The 18,606-nt window shown below is 60.1% G+C and carries 15 protein-coding genes; 10 read left to right on the top strand and 5 right to left on the bottom strand.

Going from position 1 to position 18,606, the window contains the following annotated elements; genetic code table 11:
• Positions 1-2: 2 nt before the first annotated feature.
• Positions 3-854: a phosphate acyltransferase gene (locus tag ACSBLW_RS06005; RefSeq protein WP_435259323.1), complete on the bottom strand. Its 852-nt coding sequence runs from the start codon at positions 852-854 to the stop codon at positions 3-5.
• Between the two features lie 36 nt (positions 855-890).
• Here ACSBLW_RS06005 and ACSBLW_RS06000 point away from each other — a divergent pair, with 36 nt between their 5' ends.
• From ACSBLW_RS06000 to ACSBLW_RS05980, 5 genes are all read left to right on the top strand, one after another.
• Positions 891-2,024 carry a citrate/2-methylcitrate synthase gene (locus tag ACSBLW_RS06000; RefSeq protein ID WP_435259322.1) on the top strand — a complete coding sequence of 378 codons (1,134 nt, stop codon included), beginning with the start codon at positions 891-893 and terminating at the stop codon, positions 2,022-2,024.
• A gap of 193 nt (positions 2,025-2,217) precedes the next feature.
• Positions 2,218-4,998: a molybdopterin oxidoreductase family protein gene (locus tag ACSBLW_RS05995; protein WP_435259321.1), complete on the top strand. Its 2,781-nt coding sequence runs from the start codon at positions 2,218-2,220 to the stop codon at positions 4,996-4,998.
• A 61-nt stretch (positions 4,999-5,059) separates the two neighbouring features.
• A complete protein-coding gene (locus ACSBLW_RS05990) occupies positions 5,060-5,797 on the top strand; it encodes a 4Fe-4S dicluster domain-containing protein (RefSeq protein WP_435259320.1) in 738 nt (245 codons plus the stop codon).
• Entirely contained in the window at positions 5,798-6,667 is an 870-nt protein-coding gene (locus ACSBLW_RS05985) for a dimethyl sulfoxide reductase anchor subunit family protein (RefSeq protein ID WP_435259319.1), read from the top strand. It begins immediately after the preceding gene.
• Between the two features lie 103 nt (positions 6,668-6,770).
• Positions 6,771-10,361, top strand: coding sequence for a PAS domain S-box protein (locus ACSBLW_RS05980; protein ID WP_435259318.1), 3,591 nt, complete (start codon positions 6,771-6,773; stop codon positions 10,359-10,361).
• Here the strand turns inward: ACSBLW_RS05980 and ACSBLW_RS05975 are convergent.
• From ACSBLW_RS05975 to ACSBLW_RS05960, 4 genes are all read right to left on the bottom strand, one after another.
• Positions 10,286-11,329, bottom strand: coding sequence for an ABC transporter ATP-binding protein (locus ACSBLW_RS05975; protein ID WP_435259317.1), 1,044 nt, complete (start codon positions 11,327-11,329; stop codon positions 10,286-10,288). The two genes, ACSBLW_RS05980 and ACSBLW_RS05975, sit on opposite strands and share 76 nt — an antisense overlap.
• A complete protein-coding gene (locus tag ACSBLW_RS05970; RefSeq protein WP_435259316.1) occupies positions 11,329-12,111 on the bottom strand; it encodes an ABC transporter permease in 783 nt (260 codons plus the stop codon). The genes ACSBLW_RS05975 and ACSBLW_RS05970 overlap by 1 nt, the downstream gene beginning before the upstream one ends.
• Positions 12,108-12,953, bottom strand: coding sequence for an ABC transporter permease (locus ACSBLW_RS05965; protein WP_435259315.1), 846 nt, complete (start codon positions 12,951-12,953; stop codon positions 12,108-12,110). Before ACSBLW_RS05965 ends, ACSBLW_RS05970 begins: the two co-directional genes overlap by 4 nt.
• Before the next feature lie 123 nt (positions 12,954-13,076).
• Entirely contained in the window at positions 13,077-14,180 is a 1,104-nt protein-coding gene (locus ACSBLW_RS05960; protein WP_435259314.1) for an ABC transporter substrate-binding protein, read from the bottom strand.
• A 292-nt stretch (positions 14,181-14,472) separates the two neighbouring features.
• Here ACSBLW_RS05960 and ACSBLW_RS05955 point away from each other — a divergent pair, with 292 nt between their 5' ends.
• The 5 genes from ACSBLW_RS05955 (at position 14,473) to ACSBLW_RS05935 (ending at position 18,603) form a co-directional block, all read left to right on the top strand.
• Positions 14,473-14,655 (top strand): hypothetical protein, encoded by a 183-nt coding sequence (locus tag ACSBLW_RS05955; protein WP_435259313.1) that lies wholly within the window; start codon positions 14,473-14,475, stop codon positions 14,653-14,655.
• A gap of 12 nt (positions 14,656-14,667) precedes the next feature.
• Positions 14,668-16,269: a cation:proton antiporter domain-containing protein gene (locus ACSBLW_RS05950; protein WP_435259312.1), complete on the top strand. Its 1,602-nt coding sequence runs from the start codon at positions 14,668-14,670 to the stop codon at positions 16,267-16,269.
• A 69-nt stretch (positions 16,270-16,338) separates the two neighbouring features.
• Complete coding sequence (locus ACSBLW_RS05945) at positions 16,339-16,791, top strand: RbsD/FucU family protein (protein ID WP_435259311.1); 453 nt, start codon at positions 16,339-16,341, stop codon at positions 16,789-16,791.
• 3 nt (positions 16,792-16,794) lie between these two features.
• Positions 16,795-17,715, top strand: coding sequence for a ribokinase (locus tag ACSBLW_RS05940; protein ID WP_435259310.1), 921 nt, complete (start codon positions 16,795-16,797; stop codon positions 17,713-17,715).
• A gap of 96 nt (positions 17,716-17,811) precedes the next feature.
• Positions 17,812-18,603, top strand: a complete 792-nt coding sequence (locus tag ACSBLW_RS05935; RefSeq protein ID WP_435259309.1) for a cyclase family protein — start codon at positions 17,812-17,814, stop codon at positions 18,601-18,603.
• Positions 18,604-18,606: the final 3 nt, after the last annotated feature.

Below are 18,606 nucleotides of genomic sequence, written 5' to 3'. Positions count from 1 at the left end.
GGTTATGCCAGGGCGAGGGTGACGAGGGCTGAGGCGACGATATCTTTGGTCGAGGCTCCGCGTGACAGATCGCAAACCGGTTTGCGAAAGCCTTGCAGAAAGGGGCCGATGGCCTGCGCGCCGGCAAGTTCCTGCGCCAGCTTGTACGCGATGTTCCCCGCATCAAGCGACGGAAAGATAAGAACATTCGGGTCGGTAAAGGCCGCACCCTTCTTGGCGGCGATGGTGGCGTTCAGCGCGGCATCGGCCTGCAGGGGGCCTGCGAAACCTGTTGCCTCGGCCGCGGCGCGGACGGCATCGACCGAAGGGCCTGTGCCGCTGGTGCCGGTGGAAAAGGACAAAAGCGCCACACGGGCCGTCCCCAGCAGGGCTTGCGCCGTGGAGGCAGAGGCGCGGGCGATGGCGGCAAGGCCTGCGGCATCGGGCGCGACATTCACCGCGCAATCGGCCCAGATCATTTCGCGCCCGTCTGCCATCCGCATCAGGAAGAAGGAGGAGGGCAGGGTAACGCCTTCGGCCAGACCAATGGCAAGGCCTGCGGCCTCGATCACCTTTTTCGTCGGGCTATCGGCGCCTGCGACCATGGCATCGGCCTCGCCCGCCGCGACCATGGCGGCGGCGCGGATCAGGGGTTTGTCCAGCATCTTGCGGGCAAGCGCCTCTTTCAGCCCGCGGGCGGCGACAAGGGCCTGCAATTGGGCGTCGGTCACCTCTGCCAAGGGCAACGGCGTCGCCAACCCTTCGGCAGCGAGTTCCGCCATGGCGGCGGCAACGCGGGGATCGTGGGATTCGGGAAAGACGATGCGGGCGTTGCAGTCTTTTGCGACCCGGCGGGCGCGTTCGAGAACGGACATTTTTTTCCCTTTGAGTTTTGACGGGAGGCTAAGCGCATGAGCGAAGACATCAAGATAAATCGCGGGCTGAAAGGGGTATATTTCGAACGATCCGCGATTTCGGATATCGACGGAACGGCGGGAAAGCTGACCTATCGCGGCTATTCGATCCATGATCTTGCGACGCAGGCCACGTTTGAAGAGGTGGCGCATCTGATCATGTTGGGCGAGTTGCCGAATGGGGCGGAACTTGCGACCTTCAAAGCGCGGCTGGCAGCGGCGCGGGTGCTGCCATCCGAGGTTTTCGCGATCATCGAACAGATCAAGGCGGGGCATCCGATGGATGTGCTGCGGACCTGCGTCTCGGCCTTGGCGGCGTTGGAGCCCGCTTCGCAGGATGCAAGTGATGCGGGATTTCTGGAAAACGGTATTCGCCTGACGGCGCAAGTGCCGATGATCGTGGCCGCGCATCATGCGATCCGGTCGGGGCGGACGCCAACCGCGCCATCGCCGGAACTGGGCCACGCGGCGAATTGGCTCAGGATGCTGAAGGGCGAAGACCCTTCGGCTGATGCGGCGAAACTCGCGGATGTGGACATGATCCTGCATGCCGAACATGGGGCGAACGCGTCAAGTTTTGCCGCAAGAGTGACGGTGGGGACAGAGGCCAATTTGCATGGGGCCGTGGTGACGGCGCTGTCCACCTTGGCTGGCCCCGCGCATGGCGGGGCTGCGGAAGACGTGATGAAGATGGTGCGCGAAATCGGGTTGCCCGATCGTGCGGCAGATTATGTGAAGGCAAAGCGCGCCGCGAAAGAGGCGGTAACGGGTTTTGGCCATCGAGTCTACCGGACCGAGGACCCCCGCGCCCGCCACATGCGCGAAGGTGTGCGCCGTCTAGGCGAAGAGATGGGCGCGCCGGAATGGTATGAGATTTTGCAGGCCGTGGTCGAAGCGATGAAGCCCTATGCGCGGCATGGGCTGAACGTGAATGTCGATTTCTATGCGGGCGTCGCCTATCAGCTGCATGGAATTCCGATGGATCTTTATGTGCCGATATTCGCGATTGGCCGCGTGCCCGGCTGGGTGGCGCAGTGCCGCGAGCAATTGGCCGGGAACATCCTGATCCGCCCGCTGACGCTGTATAACGGCCCGGAGGATCGCGCTTTTGTGCCGCTGGCAGACCGATGATGTCGCAAAGGGGCTGGACCCCTGTGGTGAATTGATACATGATTGATATAGCTTTCCTTGCGGGCGAAGCGGGGCGGAAAGATCCCGTGGATCAAGCCAATGGCATCATGACTTCAGTTCTTCTGAAGGTGGTGGACAGGGGCGGGGTGGCCAGCAAGGGTGAGGTCGAAAAGGCCCGAAGGGAGAGGCGGGAATGAACCAGCCGCGCATAAATGTCTCGCCGCCGGTTTCGGACGAGATCCGGAAAACGACGTGCTATATGTGCGCCTGCCGCTGCGGGATTAACGTGCATCTGAAGTCAGGTCGCGTGAGCTATATCGAGGGAAACCGCGACCATCCGATCAACAAGGGTGTGCTTTGCGCCAAGGGGGCCTCGGGCATCATGCAGGTGACCGCGCCGAGCCGGTTGCGGGCACCACTCAAGCGCGTTGGGCCGCGCGGGTCGGGGGCATTCGAGGAAATTTCCTGGGATGAGGCCTTGGAACTTGCGGTGTCATGGTTGAAGCCGCTGCGCGAGACTGCCCCGGAAAAGCTGGCCTTTTTCACAGGCCGCGATCAGAGCCAAAGCTTTACCGGATGGTGGGCGCAGGCTTTTGGCACGCCGAATTATGCCGCGCATGGCGGTTTCTGTTCTGTCAATATGGCGGCGGCAGGAATTTACACGCTGGGTGGCGCGTTTTGGGAATTTGGCGCGCCCGATTGGGATCGCTCAAAGCTGTTTGTGCTGTTCGGTGTGGCTGAAGACCATGACAGCAACCCGATCAAGATTGGCATTGGCAAGCTCAAGGCGCAGGGGGCGCGGATGATTGGCGTCAATCCGATCCGGTCGGGCTATAATGCCGTGGCCGATGATTGGGTTGGCATCACGCCGGGCACGGATGGTCTGTTGATCCTGTCGCTGATCCATTGCCTTCTGGAAGCGGGCAAGGTTGATCTGGACTATCTCGCCCAGTTCACAAATGCAGGCTATCTGGTGAACAGCACGGAAGGCCCCGAAAAGGGGCTGTTCGTGAAAAATGCCGAAGCCCAGCCCTTTGTGATTGACCGGCGGACGGGCCAGCCCGCGCCATGGGATGGCAAGGGGGTTGAGCCGGACCTGGGGGCGGTTTGGGAAGGCCATCGGACCGTTTTCCATCATATGGCGGAACGGTATCTTTCGCCCGATTACGCGCCCGAAACCGTGGCAGCGCGCTGTGGTGTTTCGGCCCTGCGCATCCGGCAGTTGGCGGCAGAACTGGCCGATGTGGCGTTCAATCAGGCGATTGAACTGGATCAGCCTTGGGTCGATTTCCGTGGCAATCAGCATGACAAGATGGTTGGTCGCCCGGTTTCGTTCCATGCGATGCGGGGGATTTCGGCGCATTCGAACGGGTTCCAGACCGCGCGGGCGCTGCATTTGTTGCAGATCGTGCTGGGTGCGGTGGAGACGCCCGGAAGCTGGCGGATGAAGCCGCCCTATCCAAAGCCGGTAGAGGCGCATCCGACGCCTCATTGGGTGACGGTGCCGGGCAAGCCCTTGTCAGGGCCGCATCTGGGTTATGTCCGCGGGCCGGATCAACTTGCGATCAAAGAGGATGGCACGCCTGCGCGGATCGACAAGGCGTTCACATGGGAAAACCCGTTTTCGGCCCATGGGTTGATGCATATGCTGATCCCCAATGCCCATGCCGGCGACCCGTATCGGATTGATACGCTGTTCCTGTATATGGCCAATATGGCGTGGAATTCGTCAATGAATACCGCGCAGGTCATGCAGATGCTGACCGACAAGGGCGAGGACGGGGAGTATGTGATCCCGCGGATCATCTATTCGGACGCTTATGCCAGCGAGATGGTGGCCTATGCCGATCTGATCTTGCCCGATACGACCTATCTGGAGCGGCATGATTGTATCAGTATGCTGGACCGCCCGGTGAGCGAGCCAGAGGCGGCAGGCGATGCGATCCGCTGGCCGGTGGTCAAGCCAGACCGCGATGTGCGGGGGTTCCAGTCGGTGCTTTTGGATCTTGGGGCGCGGTTGGGTCTTGCGCCGATGATCAAGGAAGATGGCAGCCCGAAATTCCGCGACTATGCCGATTACATGGTGAACCACCAGCGCAGGCCCGGTGTGGGGCCGCTGATCGGGTTCCGGGGCGCCGATGGCAGTGCCGAGGGGCGGGGCGATCCGAACCCGGAGCAGTTGCAACGCTATATCGCGAATGGCGGGTTCTATCAGGCGCATGTGCCGGAAGGAGCCGGGTTCTACAAACCGTGGAATGCGGCCTATCAGGATTGGGCGGTTGCGGTGGGTCTGTTCGACAGCCCGCAGCCCTATCTGTTCAACATCTGGTCTGAACCGATGCGTCGGTTCCAACTGGCCGCCGAGGGGCATGGCTATCAGCAGCCGCCCGAGCATCTGCGGGCGCAATTGAAGCTGGCGATGGACCCGCTGCCGCTGTGGTATGCGCCCTTTGGCGACGTGGCCGAGTCCGACTATCCGATCCATGCCCTGACGCAGCGCCCGATGGCAATGTATCACAGTTGGGGCAGCCAGAATGCGTGGCTGCGCCAGATCCATGGAAAGAACGCCTTGTTCCTTCCGACCAAGATCTGGGAAGCAGAAGGGTTTCAAGAGGGCGACTATGCGCGTGTGAATTCGCCCCATGCCGAGATCGTGGTGCCGGTTGCCCATATGGCGGGCCTGAATTCCGAGACCGTCTGGACATGGAACGCGATTGGCAAGCGCAAGGCGGCATGGGCCTTGGATGAGGGCGCGCCGGAGGCGACGGAAGGGTTCCTGTTGAACCATCTGATTTCCGAATTGCTGCCGCCAAAGGGCGATGGGATGCGCTACAGCAATTCCGATCCGGTGACTGGACAGGCCGCATGGTTCGACCTTCGTGTGCGGATTGAAAGGGTTGGGCCGCGAGAGCGGTCGGAACCTTCTTTCGGTCCCGTTCCGAGGGTCGTGCCGAAAGGGGAACGGCGCAGATGAGCGCGCAAAATTCTTTGAAGAATTTTGCAAATTCCTTTGAAGGAATTTGCGGGGGAGAAAGATGACCTGTTTGCCGGGAAAGACCGACAAGGCCTTGGGGCTTGTGATCGACCTTGATACCTGCGTCGGCTGCCACGCCTGCGTGACCGCCTGCAAAGGCTGGAACGACCAAGGCTACGGTGTGCCGCTTTCGGATCAAAACCCTTACGGATCAGATCCTTCCGGGGTGTTCTTGAATCGTGTGCATAGCTATCAGGTGGCCCCCGATGTGGGCCCCGCACAAACGGTCAATTTTCCGCGGTCCTGTCTGCATTGCGCAGACGCGCCTTGCGTCACGGTCTGCCCGACGGGGGCGAGCTACAAGCGGGTGGAAGATGGCATCGTCTTGGTCAATGAAGATGCCTGCATTGGCTGCGGGCTCTGCGCCTGGGCCTGCCCCTATGGCGCGCGCGAGTTGGACCAGGATGCTGGCGTGATGAAGAAATGCACACTCTGTGTGGACCGGATTTACAATGAAAACCTGCCCGAAGAAGACAGGGAGCCCGCCTGCGTTCGCACCTGCCCGACAGGGGCGCGGCATTTCGGGGATCTCTCTGATCCCGAAAGCAAGGTTTCAAAATTGGTCGCGGCGCGTGGCGGAATGGATTTGATGCCTGAGCAGGGCACGAGACCCACCAATAAATACTTGCCGCCGCGTCCGAAGGATCGGCCCGACCAAGCCAGCCTTCTGGCGCCTTTGCTGGATGTCCGCGCCAGTGGAGTGGCTGGCTGGCTTGACAAGATACTTGGGAAGATTTGAATGAATCCAGCGCCTTCCGTCATCATCTTCACCGTTCTTTCGGGTTTGGGCTTTGGCTATCTGGCCTTGTTGGCCATTATCGCCCCGCCCGTTGGATTGCCCGCGTTTCTGCACTGGGGGATCGGGTTCGCTCTGGCTGGTGCGGGCCTGATTTCCGCGGCCTTTCATTTGGGCAACCCGCAGCGGGCGCTTTTGGCCTTTACGCAATGGCGGTCTAGCTGGCTGAGCCGGGAGGCGTGGTCTGCTGTTGCGACACTGGTTCTGATGGCCCCTGTGGCGCTGTCAGACTGGCTGGGCTTGGGCTGGCCGCGGTTATCGGGTTGGCTGGGCGTGATCGCGGCGGGGCTTGCCATCACCTCGACCTCGATGATCTATGCGCAGATCCGGGCCGTTCCGCGTTGGCATCACCCCTCGGTTCCTGTCGTCTTTTTCGCCTATACAATCGCCGGAACGTTCCTTTTGGCGGGGCTGAAATGGCCCGCGTTGCTGGCGCTAACCGGACTGGCGGTTGCGATCCTGTGGCATTGGCAAAGCGGGGATCAGGCTTTTGCCAGATCAGGCTCGACCATGGGGACGGCCACGGGCTTGGGGCGCGGCGGGGATGTTTCGGTCTTTGAACTGCCCCATACCGGCGGGAATTATCTTCTGCATGAGATGATCTATGTTGTCGGGCGGCGACATGCACAGAAACTGCGTAACATCGCTTTCCTTGCTTCGGTCGTGGCTCCGGCTGTGATTGTCCTGTTCAGCGCTGGCTGGCTGAGCGTCGCCGTTGCTTTGTCTGCGCATCTTTTGGGTGCTTTTGCTCAGCGCTGGCTTTTTTTTGCAGAAGCCGAGCATGTGGTTGGGCTGTATTACGGGCGGCGTTAACGATTCATACGGTCCTCGTGAACTACTTATGGTTGCGCGGGGGCCGTTAAGCGTTCACACTTGAAGCTGGCTCCTTGGCCGTGTTGAAGGGTGGGTGTCTGGAATGCAGGGTGACAGCTTGGGAACCGAGACTCTGCCCGAAGCTTTGGGGGCCGGCGGTTTGGGTGACGATCACCGCCTGATGCTTTCGATCCTTGATGCCGGACTGGAGTTGTCAAAGGCCGGAACGCTGGGTGTGGGCTCTGTCGTGAATCGCGGCCTAGAGGCGATTTCGTTTCGTCTGGGGTGCGCCTTGCGGGTGCAATTGGGGGCGCATCGTTTTGGCCCGGATTTCGCCGGGAAGCCTCTTTTGAACTTTGGCGCGGCCCAGTTCTTTGCTGATCGATCCGTTGCATTTTCGCAGCCTGTCAGAGAAGCCTTTGAACGCTATGCCCATGCAGCCTTGGGGCTGCTGCACCAACAGCTGGAAGAAGGAGATTTGGTCGCGCGGCTGATAAGCGCGGAGACGTCGAAGCGGGAGGCAGAGACCCGGCTTGATCGGCGGTCTACCCTGATGCAGGCCCTGTTTGACCTATCCCCGATTGGGGTGATCTTGCTGGATTTCGACAGTGGAAAGGTTCTGAACGCCAACAAGGCCTTTCTCGACTTTGGCCGTTGGCAGCCAGACGAAGTTTTGGGTCGTGGATTGCGGCGCATCATGCCGGCATCGGCCCGCCAGATCCGTCGCCACGCTTTGCGATCCCTCTTGCAGGAAGACCGCTTTGGCCCCGTGCTCAGCAGTTTTGAGCGCCCGGATGGATCGGTCTGTTCGGTCGTGGTGCGGGGCATATCATGGCCCGGTCCCGATAAGGCGCGCTGGGTTTGGCTTTTGGTCGAAGATGTTACCTCTCAGCAGCAGGCGATTTCGGAGGCCAAGGCGCATCGGGACGCGGCTGTTCAGGCGCGCGCGGAACTGGATGCCGCCCTTGAGGCCTTGCCGCATGGATTTGTCCTGTTTGACTCTGAGGACCGCGTGGCCCTTTGTAATGACAACATGCGGCGGATCTTTCCGGGCATGGAAGACCTGTTCACGGTCGGGATGCGTCACGTCGATATTCTGAACGAGGGCATTCGGCGTGGAATGTTCCCCGAGGCAGTCGGGCGTGAGGAAGCGTTTATTGCCGAAGTCGAGCGGCGCCGAAAAGAGCGGCGCTTTGAGCGGTTGACGGAACTGAAAAGCGGACGGTTCGTCCGTGTGATCGAGGTCGCGGTGCCGCAAGTCGGGCGTGTGGGGTTGCGGATCGACGTCACCGAAGAAGTGCTGGCCCAGCGCAGGCTTTCAGATGTGATCGAGGGATCGCAGGCCGGCACATGGGAAGTGGACCTTGCGACAGGGGTAAATATCGTCAATCGCCGCTGGGCAACAATGTTGGGACGAGAGATCGAAGATCTGCAACCTATTACCTCGGCAACATGGCGGGGATTGATCCACCCGCAGGATGTAGCCGAGGTCAGCGCCAGTGTGGACAAGCTTCTGTCTGGCGAACTAAGCCAATATGACCACAATTACCGGATGCGTCATGCCGATGGGCATTGGGTCTGGATCAATGATCGTGGGCGGATCAGCGGCTGGACGGCAGACGGCAAACCGGCCCGCATGGCCGGGGTTCATGTCGATTTTTCGGCCCTGAAAGAGACCGAGCAGCGTCTGGAAGACATCATTGATGGAGCTGAGGTTGGGACTTGGCAATTCAATGTCAGCACTGGCGAAAACATCATCAATGACCGTTGGGCCGAAATGCTGGGTCATACCCGCGCCGAGTTGGAGCCGATGACGCTGGAAAAGTGGAAGACGGTGGTTCATCCAGACGATTTCGAAGATCTCCATCACCGTCAGACGGTGGGATTTGACCAGCAGATTTGGCAATTCAGTTATGAATTGCGCTTGCGCCATAAGGATGGCCATTGGGTCTGGGTGCTGTCGCGCGGCCGCGTTACGGCATGGGATGACGACGGCAAACCGCTGATCATGTCAGGGGTTCATCTGGATATCAGCGGTCGAAAGCACCTTGAAATGGTGATCGAGGCGGAACGGGATTTCCTTGCTCAGCTGATGCAGACCTCTGTTTCAGGGGTGATCGCTGTGGACGAAGATGGACGGGTGATCTTTTGCAATGCCGAAGTGGCCCAGCAACTGGAAATCCCGATCGAGGCGCTGCAAGGGCAGATCTGTGATCCGACGATCCTTGGGCTGACCGGGGCCAACGGCGAGTCCATCACGCTGGACGACATGCCCTGCAAGATTTGTCTGGACGCCAAGGTTGGTAGGGTGCGCGATGTGCGCCTTCGTCTGAACCTGAAGGATGGTCGACGGAAGGTCTTGTCCATCAATGGGGCGCGGACGCAAGAAGCCACGCAAGACGTGCGCGCTGTTCTGACGGTGACAGACATTACCGATGCGGCGATGGCCGAAGAACGTTTGCGCGAGGCCCGCGAGAGGGCAGAGGCCGCGAACCGGGCAAAGTCGCAGTTTCTCGCCAATATGAGCCATGAACTGCGCACGCCCTTGAACGGCGTTCTTGGGATGGTGGAACTGATGACTGGCGACGAGTCTGCGGAGGAGCGGCGTGAGATGCTTGCCACCATCCGAACCTCGGCTGACCATCTGCTTGGCATCGTGAATGACATTCTGGATCTGGCCAAAGTCGAAAGCGGCAATGTTGAATTGCAGACCCGACCGTTGGATCTGGCCGAGATTTGCCACGATGTTGGGGATGTGCATACGGTCGTTGCGGCGCGAAAGAACGTGGCGCTGAAGGTGATCGTCGATCCGCGGCTGGCTGAGCCGCGGCTTGGGGACCGGCAGCGCCTGACACAGATCCTTCACAACGCCCTGAGCAACGCTGTGAAGTTCACCGAACGGGGATCGGTGACTTTGCAGGCGGCTCTTATGCCCGGTGATGTGGTGCGCTTTTCCATCCAAGACACGGGCATCGGCATGACGCTGGAGGAAACCGGGCGGGTGTTTGACGAATTCACCCAAGCCGACGGCACGATCACCCGCAAATTCGGCGGCACCGGACTGGGGCTTAGCATCCTGCGCAGGTTGGTTGATCTGATGAAGGGAAAAGTCGCTCTGGACAGCGTGAAGGGGCAAGGGACCACGTTGACCATCGAATTGCCGATGCCGCGCGCGGTCGTAGCAGAGCGGAAGCCAACTGCGGAACGCCCCGTAGCTTTGCCCGAAGGCAGGGCGATGCGGGCTTTGGTTGCCGAGGATAATGCGACAAATCAGATCATCCTGCGGTCCATGTTGGCGCGGTTGGGGGTTGTCACCACTTTTGCCAGCAATGGCGATGAGGCGGTCGACCTGTGGAAACCCGGTGCGTTTGACATCTTGCTCTTGGATATTTCGATGCCTGGGAAGGACGGGATTACGGCGCTGCAGGAACTGCGTGAGAAGTCTGGAAAGGTCGCGTTGCCACCTGCTATCGCGGTCACGGCAAATGCGATGACCCACCATCTTGAAAGCTATCGTCAGGCCGGTTTTGCGACGGTGGTGGCAAAACCGATCAAGCTGGACGACTTGGCCCGAGGGATTGCAGAAGCCGCGCTGGCGGCAAGTGAAGCGCCGGGCGATCAGCCTTTGAGCAGGATGGCATCCTTACCCGAAAGGCTGATTTCGACGGATTGTCCCGGTTTCGGTGGCGGTTGATCGGCGCGGTTGAACGTGTCGAGCGAGACTTGCGTTCCGGCCATCGTGGCGACAAGGCGAATGATCGAGCCCATGAAATGGACCTCGCTGATCGTTGCCGGAAGCACTGTTTCATAGCCCTCTGCGCGACCAAGGCGCAGCGCCTCGGGGCGCAGGGCGATGGAGGCATTTGGCCCGCCGACGGTTTCCGGAAGCGAGAGGGCATGGCTATCAAGCAGCACACGGTTTGTACCATCTGATGTGACATCAAAGGTGTTCAGCGTGCCCACGAAATTCGCGACAAAGCGGGTGGTCGGGCGGTTGTAGATTTCGAACGGGGTGCCGACCTGATCGGCGATTCCGGCATTCATCACGACGATGCGGTCTGAAATGCTCATCGCTTCTTCTTGGTCATGGGTCACGAAGATGGTGGTGATGCCCAGTTCCTGCTGAATTTCGCGGATTTCGTTGCGAAGCGAGACGCGGACTTTGGCATCCAGAGCCGAGAGCGGTTCATCAAGCAGCAAAACGCGGGGACGGGGGGCGAGTGCCCGTGCCAAGGCAACCCGCTGCTGCTGACCACCGGAAAGCTGGAACGGATAGCGGCCGCCCAGATCGGACAGGCCGATCAGCTTGAGCATCTCCACCACGCGGGCCTCTCGGTCGGCTTTGGCAACGCCCTTGACCTTAAGCCCGAAGGCCACGTTTTCGGCCACGGTCAGGTTCGGAAACAGGGCATAGGCCTGAAACATCATTCCGATATTTCGGTTGTTGGGCTTTAGGCTTGTCACCTCTTGCCCGTCGATCACGATGCTGCCCGAGGTCGGCGTTTCAAAGCCCGCAACCATACGCAAAACCGTGGTCTTGCCGCAGCCCGAGGGGCCAAGCAGCGAGATGAATTCGCCCTTTGCCACATCAAGGTTGAAGTCCTTGACGACGCGGTTCTGCCCGAAGGTCTTTTCCAGATGGGTGAGTGTAAGGAAGGACATCAGGCCTTGGCCCTTTCGTGTTTGGCAAAGCGGGTGACCAGCTGCATCAGACCCATGCAGCCCCAAGTGATGGCAAAGGCGATCACGGCCAGCGCCGGCGGTTCATAGGCGCGGTTGGCACCCAAGAGTTGCATATAGGGCCCAAAGGCAGGGCGGTTCAAAAGCGCGGCCATGGTGAATTCGCCCATGACGATGGCCAGTGTCAGGAAGGCGCCGGACAGGACCGCCACCATGACATTCGGGAGAATGACGCGGGCCAGAATGGTGACCCAACCCGCACCAAGGCTTTGCGCGGCCTCGGTCAGGGTGGCCACGTCGATGGTGCGCAGGCCGGTGTCGACCGAGCGGTACATGTAGGGCAAGGCCAAGGTGGTGTAGCCCATGGTCAGCAGGAAATCCGTGCCAAAGGCCGACCCTGTGAGGGGCAGGAAGCTGGAGGTGTTGTATAGTCTGATATAGCCAAAGACCACGACGATGGCCGGAATGACCAGAGGCAGAAGCGTGATGAATTCGACGTAGGGCCGCGCCTGCGGCAGTTTCAGTCGGACCCAATAGGCGGTTGGCACGACCAGCAGCACACCGACCACGATGGTGGCGGCGGCAAGGGCAAGCGAATAGCCAAAGGTTGCCCAGAAGGCCGGATCTTCAAACACTTTGCGGTAGGCGTCAAATGAATAGACCCCGCGCCGCATCTTCAGGCTGAATTCGGTCATGCCCACCAAGGGCAGAAGGAAATAAAGGCAGCCGAAAAGCAGCGCGACCCAAGCGAAAAACTTTGTCATTTCAGCCACCTCTCGGACCGGATCCGCAGCCAGATGTAGAGGAAATTGGCGCAGGCCGTGATCAGGATCATGCCAAAAGCCAGCGCATAGCCCAGATTGGGGTTGCCCAAGACGTCCCCACGGATTTGCGCGAAAAGCTTGATCGGGACGATGTTCAGTTGTGGGCCCGTCAGTGCAAATGCCGTCGCCACAGCCCCGAAGGCATTGGCGAAAAGCAGGGCGAAGGTGCCCAAGAGAGACGGGAAGAGGATCGGCAGCGCGACCATCCGCCAATATTGCGCGCCTGTCGCACCCAAGACAGCGGCGGCTTCGCGCCATTCTTTTTTCAGACCGTCCAAAGCCGGAGTAATGATCAGGATCATCAGCGGGATCTGGAAGAAAAGATAGGTGATCACCAAGCCCCAGAAGGACAGAAGGTTGAACCCCATCGCCCGCAGATTGATGCCGAAATTGGTCTTGAGCCAAAGGGTGATCAGGCCGACAGGGCCAAGGGTTGCGATGAACGCAAAGGCCAGCGGCACGCCGGCAAAGTTTGACGCCACGCCCGAGAAGGTGAGCAGGGGGCTGCGAATGCGTTTTGGCAATCCGCCAAAGACAATTGCGGCAGCCATTGCAAAGCCGACAGCGCCACCCAAAAGCGCGGTGATGACCGACAGCTTGATCGAGGTCCAATAGGCATTGCGGATCGAGTCTGTGTTCAAGTCGATCATGTTTTGCAGGGTAAAGCTGCCATCTTGGGCCTGAAATGCGCCGATCACGATTTTCATCGTGGGCAGGATCAGGAACAGAAGCGCGAACAGCAAGAAAGGCACAAGGCCAAGCCATTTCAATGGCAGGCGCATGCCCGTCCCTTTCGGGGCATTTGGCATCGGGTTTCCCTTGTTGCTGCGGGTCTCTGGCGGACCCTGTCAAAAAAGGCAGGCCCGCCCCCAGAGCGTTCCGGGGGCGGGCGGGGTTAGGGCAGATTATTCGACGTTCGCGCCGACCGTTGCATCCCAGCCGCCGGTGACAGCAGCCTTGTTCGCGTTGACCTGATCAATGGTCGGGAACACGGCCTTTTCATAGGCGGCGGCAGGCGGCAGAGCGTCCAAGAGTTCCTGCGGGATCTTGCCAGCAGCAGCCATCGCGTTGAAGCGTGCCGGGTGGCAATAGCCCTTCAGCCAGCCAAGCTGACCTTCATCGCTGTAAAGGTATTCCATCCACAGCTTGGCCGCGTTCGGGTGCGGGGCATAGGCGCTGATCGCCTGAACGTAGACGCCAGCGAGAACGCCAGTCGACGGAACGACGATTTCAACCGGCGGGTTGCCAGCCAGAGTGTCTTTCCAAGCAAGGGCGTTATAGTCCCATGCGATGACGATGGGCGTGGTGCCTTGTGCCAGCGTACCGGCCTTGCCGATGACCGGAACGAAGTTGCCCGCATCATTCAGCGCCTTGAAGTAATCAAGACCCGCCTTGCCTGCAGCTTCGCCGGGCTCGGCGCCCGAGGACATACCAGCCGCCATCACACCCAGGATCGCCTGGTTCGAGGCGCGTGGGTCACCGGCCAGGGCAACGCTGCCCGCATATTCCGGCTTCATCAGGTCGGCCCAGTCTGCTGGCGTGTTTTCGACCAGATCCTTGTTCACGATCATCGACATGACGCCATAATAGTCGCCATACCAGTAGCCGTCGGCATCCTTTATGTCGGCCGGAATTTCGTCCCAGGTCGCAACCTTGTAAGGCTGGATCAGGCCTTCTTCCTTGGAGGACGGGCCAAAGGCCAGACCCACGTCGATCACGTCCGGGGCCTGCGGGCCGGTATTGTCCTTGTTGGCCTTGATGGCTTCGATTTCGTCAGCCGAACCCGCGTCCGGGTTCAGTTCGTTGACTTCAATGCCAGGATACTTGGCCTTGAAGCCTTCGATCACGCCGCCATATCCGCACCAGTCATGCGGCAAGGCGATGGTGGTCAGCATGCCTTCTGCCTTGGCTGCTTCGTACAGCTCGTCAATCGACTGCGCCGACGCGGCGGTGGCCGACATCAAAATGGCGAAGCTGACGGTTGAGCCCAGAATTTTCTTGATGGTCATAGGAACACTCCCGGTTGCTAAATGACTACCCGCTTGTCATTGCGCCCCACACCTGTTCACGGGGCCGCCTGCGCGGATTTGTGACAGAACTGTAGCGACGGCTTGGCGAGTCTCGCAAGCCATCTAAACCGAGTCGGTAACAATTTTTTCACAAACAGACGTGCTGAAAAGATTGGCACGATTTTGACCATGTGAACGAAAATTGAACGAAAGCTGCCACTGCGCTTTGCCTTGCGGATACACCGACCTTAAGGCATGACGAGAAGAAGCGGCTAATTGAAGGGGCTGGATCATGGATTACGGCAAGTCGGGCAATCCGAAGGCGATGAAGGGCACACCCAAGCATCGGGAACACAACCAAAAAGGGTCAAAGAAGAATCCCTTTGGCGCAGCCCCGGCCAAGCAAGACCTGCTTGAGCGGATGAAGGCGGCGGCAGAGGCCCGTGCGGCCGCGTCGAAAGACGATAAGGGCTGACTTCGGCGATCAATGTTCGAGGTTGTCTGCATTACCTTTGCCTTTTTCTTCGGTCTGGCCGTCAGGCAGATCGGATTGCCCCCGATGGTGGGGTTTCTGGGGGCCGGGTTTGCGGTCAATCTGGTTGGCTTTGAACTTGGTCTTCCGGACGAAGCGCATGACATCCTGAAGCATGTTTCCCATCTGGGCGTGCTGTTGTTGATGTTCGCGGTCGGGCTGAAGCTGAAGCTCTCGCAGGTGGCTCAGCCTCAGGTTCTGGGGGGCGGTCTTCTGCACTTTGCGGTGACCACCGCCGTCCTTTCGGGCGGTTTGGTTCTGATCACCGGGCTAGTGCCCGCCACGGCGCTGATGCTTGCGGTTGCCTTGTCTTTCTCCTCGACCGTGTTCTCGGCGAAAATACTGGAATCCAAACGCGATCTTGGCACGTTTTATGGCCGAACGACGATTGGTGTGCTGATCGTCCAAGACCTGATCGCACTGATCGTCTTGGCGATCTGGGCCGGTCAGACGCCGAACCTTTGGGCGCTGGGCGTCTTTGCCCTGCCGCTGTTGCGCCCGATCTTGCACAAGCTTTTGGACTTCACGGGCCATGACGAGCTTTTGGTTCTGATGGGCATGATGCTGGCACTTGTCTTGGGCGGGATGGGGTTTCAGGCGATGGGCCTGTCGTCCGAGATCGGGGCGCTGGTCATGGGGTTGATGCTGTCCTCGCATCCCCGCGCCAAGGAATTGTCGGAAAGTCTGTGGGGGTTGAAGGAAATCTTCCTTGTCGGGTTTTTCCTGCAAATCGGCATGTCGGGCCTGCCGGGATGGTCTGACCTTGCCTGGGCGCTGGCCTTCCTGGCTCTGCTGCCAGCCAAGGGCGTCTTGTTCTTCTTTATCCTGATCCTTTTCCGGCTGCGGGCGCGCAGCGCGTTTCTGGCGGCGGTCAGTCTGTCGGCCTATAGCGAATTCGGCCTGATCGTGGCAGCGCGGGCCTTGCCGGAATGGCTGGTGCCGCTGGCGCTGACCGTCAGCTTGTCCTTTGTTCTTGCGGCCCCTTTTAACCATGCAGCGCAGGCCATTTATGATCGGCTTGAGCCTTGGCTGCAGCGCTTTGATCCACGTCGAGTGCACCGCGATGAATTGCCGACCAATCTGGGCAATGCTCAGGTCATGGTTCTGGGTATGGGGCGCACGGGAAGCGCGGCTTATGACAGTCTTTTGGCCGTCACGGACCGCGTGGTTGGGATAGATGCCGATACCTACCGGGTTCAGGCGATGCGGGCCGAAGGGCGCAATGCGCTTTTTGCCGATGTGGAAGATGCAGCCTTCTGGCGGGCCTTGGATTGTTCGTCGCTGCGTGCGGTGATCCTTGCGATGGACAATCTAGAGGCCAAGGAAGCCGCCGCCCGTGCAATGCGGCGCAAGGGGTATGAGGGGCCGATCATCAGCCATGCCCTTTATGAAAGCCATCTTGACCGGCTTAAGGCGGCAGGCGCCACGCATACTTATCTGACCATGTCACAGGCAGGGCGCGGCTTGGCAGACCATGCGGCGCGCGCAATCGGGCTGGATGCCTTGCCCGATGCCCCGGACGAGCCACATTCCGAGGTAGAAACGACTTCGGCATGATCTGGAATGTCTCTTGCGGAGGAGTAGGGCTTTGGGCAGGGTGACGTCATCAAAAAGGGGGAGGCGGACATGCTGAAAGGCATTGATAACAGGCTGAATGCCGAAGTCTTGGGCGCGCTGCGGGCCATGGGGCATGGCGACTATCTGGTGCTTGTGGACACGAACTTTCCGGCCGACAGCCTGTCGCGCCACACGACAGTTGGGCATCTCTTGCGGATGGAAAATCTGACCTCGGCTGAAGCGGCCGAAGCGATCCTTTCGGTTTTGCCGCTGGATACATTCGTCGATGATTTCGCAGGCCGGATGCAAGTGGTGGGCGATCCGTCCGCCGTGCCGGATGTTCAGCGCGAGGTTCAGGCCAAGGTCAACGCCGCAGAAGGGGCTGACCGGCCCATTCCGGGGGTGGAGCGCTTCGCGTTCTATGATCTGGCGAAGGGGGCCTATGCGGTCATCCAGACAGGCGAGCGTCGATTCTATGGCTGCTTCATGTTCCGCAAGGGCGTGATCCCGCCGGAGGCTTGATCCATGGGAAAGCCGATTGTCGTCTTGGGGATTTTTAACGCCGATGCAGCCTATCGCGCGGCACGGCTGCCACGGCTGGGCGAAACCATCATGGGGGCCGGGTTCCATCTTGGCCCCGGAGGCAAGGGCTCCAATCAGGCAGTGGCCGCAGGTCGGGCGGGCGGTGATGTGCATATGATCACCCGCCTTGGGGCCGATGATTTCGGCCTGATGGCGCGTGGTGTTTGGGCCAGTGCGGGCGTGACGCCGCATGTGATCGAAGATGCAGAAAGCCATACCGGGTCGGCCTTCATCTTCCTTGAAGAAGGCACAGGACAGAATGCGATCATTGTTTGCCCCGGTGCGGCGGGTCGCATTTCAGTGGGTGACATTCAGACAAACGCGGCTCTGATCCAAGGCGCTGGCGTGTTTCTGACGCAATTGGAACAACCGCTTGATGCCGCCGAAGAGGGGCTTCGCGTTGCAAGGGCGGCTGGCGTCACCACGATTTTGAACCCTGCACCCGCAACGGATTTGACGGATGCGATGCTGTCTCTGGTGGATATCATCACCCCAAATGAATCCGAGGCTGAGGGGCTTACGGGCCTGCCTGTGACAACAAGGGCAGAGGCCGAAGCGGCAGCAGATGCGCTGATTGCCCGTGGCGTTGGGGCAGCGATCATCACGCTGGGCGAAAAGGGGGTCCTGTATCGCAAAGGTGGCAAAAGCATTCACGTGCCCGCCCGCGCGCCCGGTCCTGTGAAGGAAACCACGGGGGCAGGGGATGCCTTTAACGGAGGGCTGGCCACGGCCTTGGCCGAGGGGCAGGCAATCGAGCAGGCGCTTCGCTTTGGCTGTGCGGTCGCGGGCATTTCCGTGACGCGCCCCGGTGCCGCTGCGTCGATGCCACACCGGGCCGAGATCGACGCCTTTCTTGCGGGATGATCTGCTGATTGCAGCATTTACAAAAGGGCGCGATCCCCTTTAGCCTGATCCTAAAGCGCCACTGGCGGCAAAGCCGGGGCGAACAGGGAGATGGATATGACTGCAAGCAAGGTGTTGATGGACCTTGCCGGCCTTCTGGCCGGTGGGGGCGTTGAAGTGGTGGATTGCTCGGGCGTGCTAGGCCCGGAAACGCCGCTTTTGAAACTGCCGCCCGATTTTGCCCGCGACACGCCGCCGATCAAGATCCACCGGATCAGCGAATACGATCAGGATGGCCCGTTCTGGGCGTGGAACTGGCTGGAGCTTGGCGAACATTCCGGCACGCATTTCGATGCACCGCACCATTGGATCACCGGCAAGGATTATGCCGATGGATATACCGACAGCCTGCCGGTGCAGCGCCTTGTCGCCCCGGTCAATGTGCTTGATTTTTCAAAGGAATGCGGGGAAAATCCCGATTTTCTGCTGACCATCGACCACGTCAAGGCTTGGGAAGCCAAGCATGGTGAAATTAGCGCAGGCGAATGGGTTGTTCTGCGGTCGGACTGGGACAAGCGCGTGCATGACGAAGCTTTGTTCCTGAACGCCAATGAAACCGGGCCGCATACGCCGGGACCGACCGCCGAGGTGATCGACTACCTGATTTCCAAGGGCATCGTCGGCTGGGGCAGCCAGTGCATTGGCACCGACGCAGGGCAGGCCGGAGGCATGACCCCGCCTTTCCCGGCGCATAACCTTTTGCACAAGAACAACCGCTATGGGCTGGCCAGCCTTGCCAATCTGGACAAGCTGCCGCCGAAAGGCGCGATCCTGATTGCCGCGCCATTGAAGATCAAGAACGGCACCGGCTCGCCCATCCGGGCGCTGGCGCTGGTTCCGCGCGGCTGAGCC

This window comes from Thioclava sp. FR2 (assembly GCF_051200875.1).
Classification (GTDB): domain Bacteria; phylum Pseudomonadota; class Alphaproteobacteria; order Rhodobacterales; family Rhodobacteraceae; genus Pseudotabrizicola.
The sequence above is the reverse complement of the archived record's forward strand: the minus strand, read 5'-3'. Positions and strand labels throughout refer to the sequence as shown.

Excerpts from the sequence above, each read along its gene's own strand:
- ACSBLW_RS06005 (WP_435259323.1), bottom strand. The coding sequence starts at position 854 with ATGTCCGTTCTCGAACGCGCCCGCCGGGTCGCAAAAGACTGCAACGCC.
- ACSBLW_RS06000 (WP_435259322.1), top strand. The coding sequence starts at position 891 with ATGAGCGAAGACATCAAGATAAATCGCGGGCTGAAAGGGGTATATTTC.
- ACSBLW_RS05995 (WP_435259321.1), top strand. The coding sequence starts at position 2,218 with ATGAACCAGCCGCGCATAAATGTCTCGCCGCCGGTTTCGGACGAGATC.
- ACSBLW_RS05990 (WP_435259320.1), top strand. The coding sequence starts at position 5,060 with ATGACCTGTTTGCCGGGAAAGACCGACAAGGCCTTGGGGCTTGTGATC.
- ACSBLW_RS05985 (WP_435259319.1), top strand. The coding sequence starts at position 5,798 with ATGAATCCAGCGCCTTCCGTCATCATCTTCACCGTTCTTTCGGGTTTG.
- ACSBLW_RS05980 (WP_435259318.1), top strand. The coding sequence starts at position 6,771 with ATGCAGGGTGACAGCTTGGGAACCGAGACTCTGCCCGAAGCTTTGGGG.
- ACSBLW_RS05975 (WP_435259317.1), bottom strand. The coding sequence starts at position 11,329 with ATGTCCTTCCTTACACTCACCCATCTGGAAAAGACCTTCGGGCAGAAC.
- ACSBLW_RS05970 (WP_435259316.1), bottom strand. The coding sequence starts at position 12,111 with ATGACAAAGTTTTTCGCTTGGGTCGCGCTGCTTTTCGGCTGCCTTTAT.
- ACSBLW_RS05965 (WP_435259315.1), bottom strand. The coding sequence starts at position 12,953 with ATGCGCCTGCCATTGAAATGGCTTGGCCTTGTGCCTTTCTTGCTGTTC.
- ACSBLW_RS05960 (WP_435259314.1), bottom strand. The coding sequence starts at position 14,180 with ATGACCATCAAGAAAATTCTGGGCTCAACCGTCAGCTTCGCCATTTTG.
- ACSBLW_RS05955 (WP_435259313.1), top strand. The coding sequence starts at position 14,473 with ATGGATTACGGCAAGTCGGGCAATCCGAAGGCGATGAAGGGCACACCC.
- ACSBLW_RS05950 (WP_435259312.1), top strand. The coding sequence starts at position 14,668 with ATGTTCGAGGTTGTCTGCATTACCTTTGCCTTTTTCTTCGGTCTGGCC.
- ACSBLW_RS05945 (WP_435259311.1), top strand. The coding sequence starts at position 16,339 with ATGCTGAAAGGCATTGATAACAGGCTGAATGCCGAAGTCTTGGGCGCG.
- ACSBLW_RS05940 (WP_435259310.1), top strand. The coding sequence starts at position 16,795 with ATGGGAAAGCCGATTGTCGTCTTGGGGATTTTTAACGCCGATGCAGCC.
- ACSBLW_RS05935 (WP_435259309.1), top strand. The coding sequence starts at position 17,812 with ATGACTGCAAGCAAGGTGTTGATGGACCTTGCCGGCCTTCTGGCCGGT.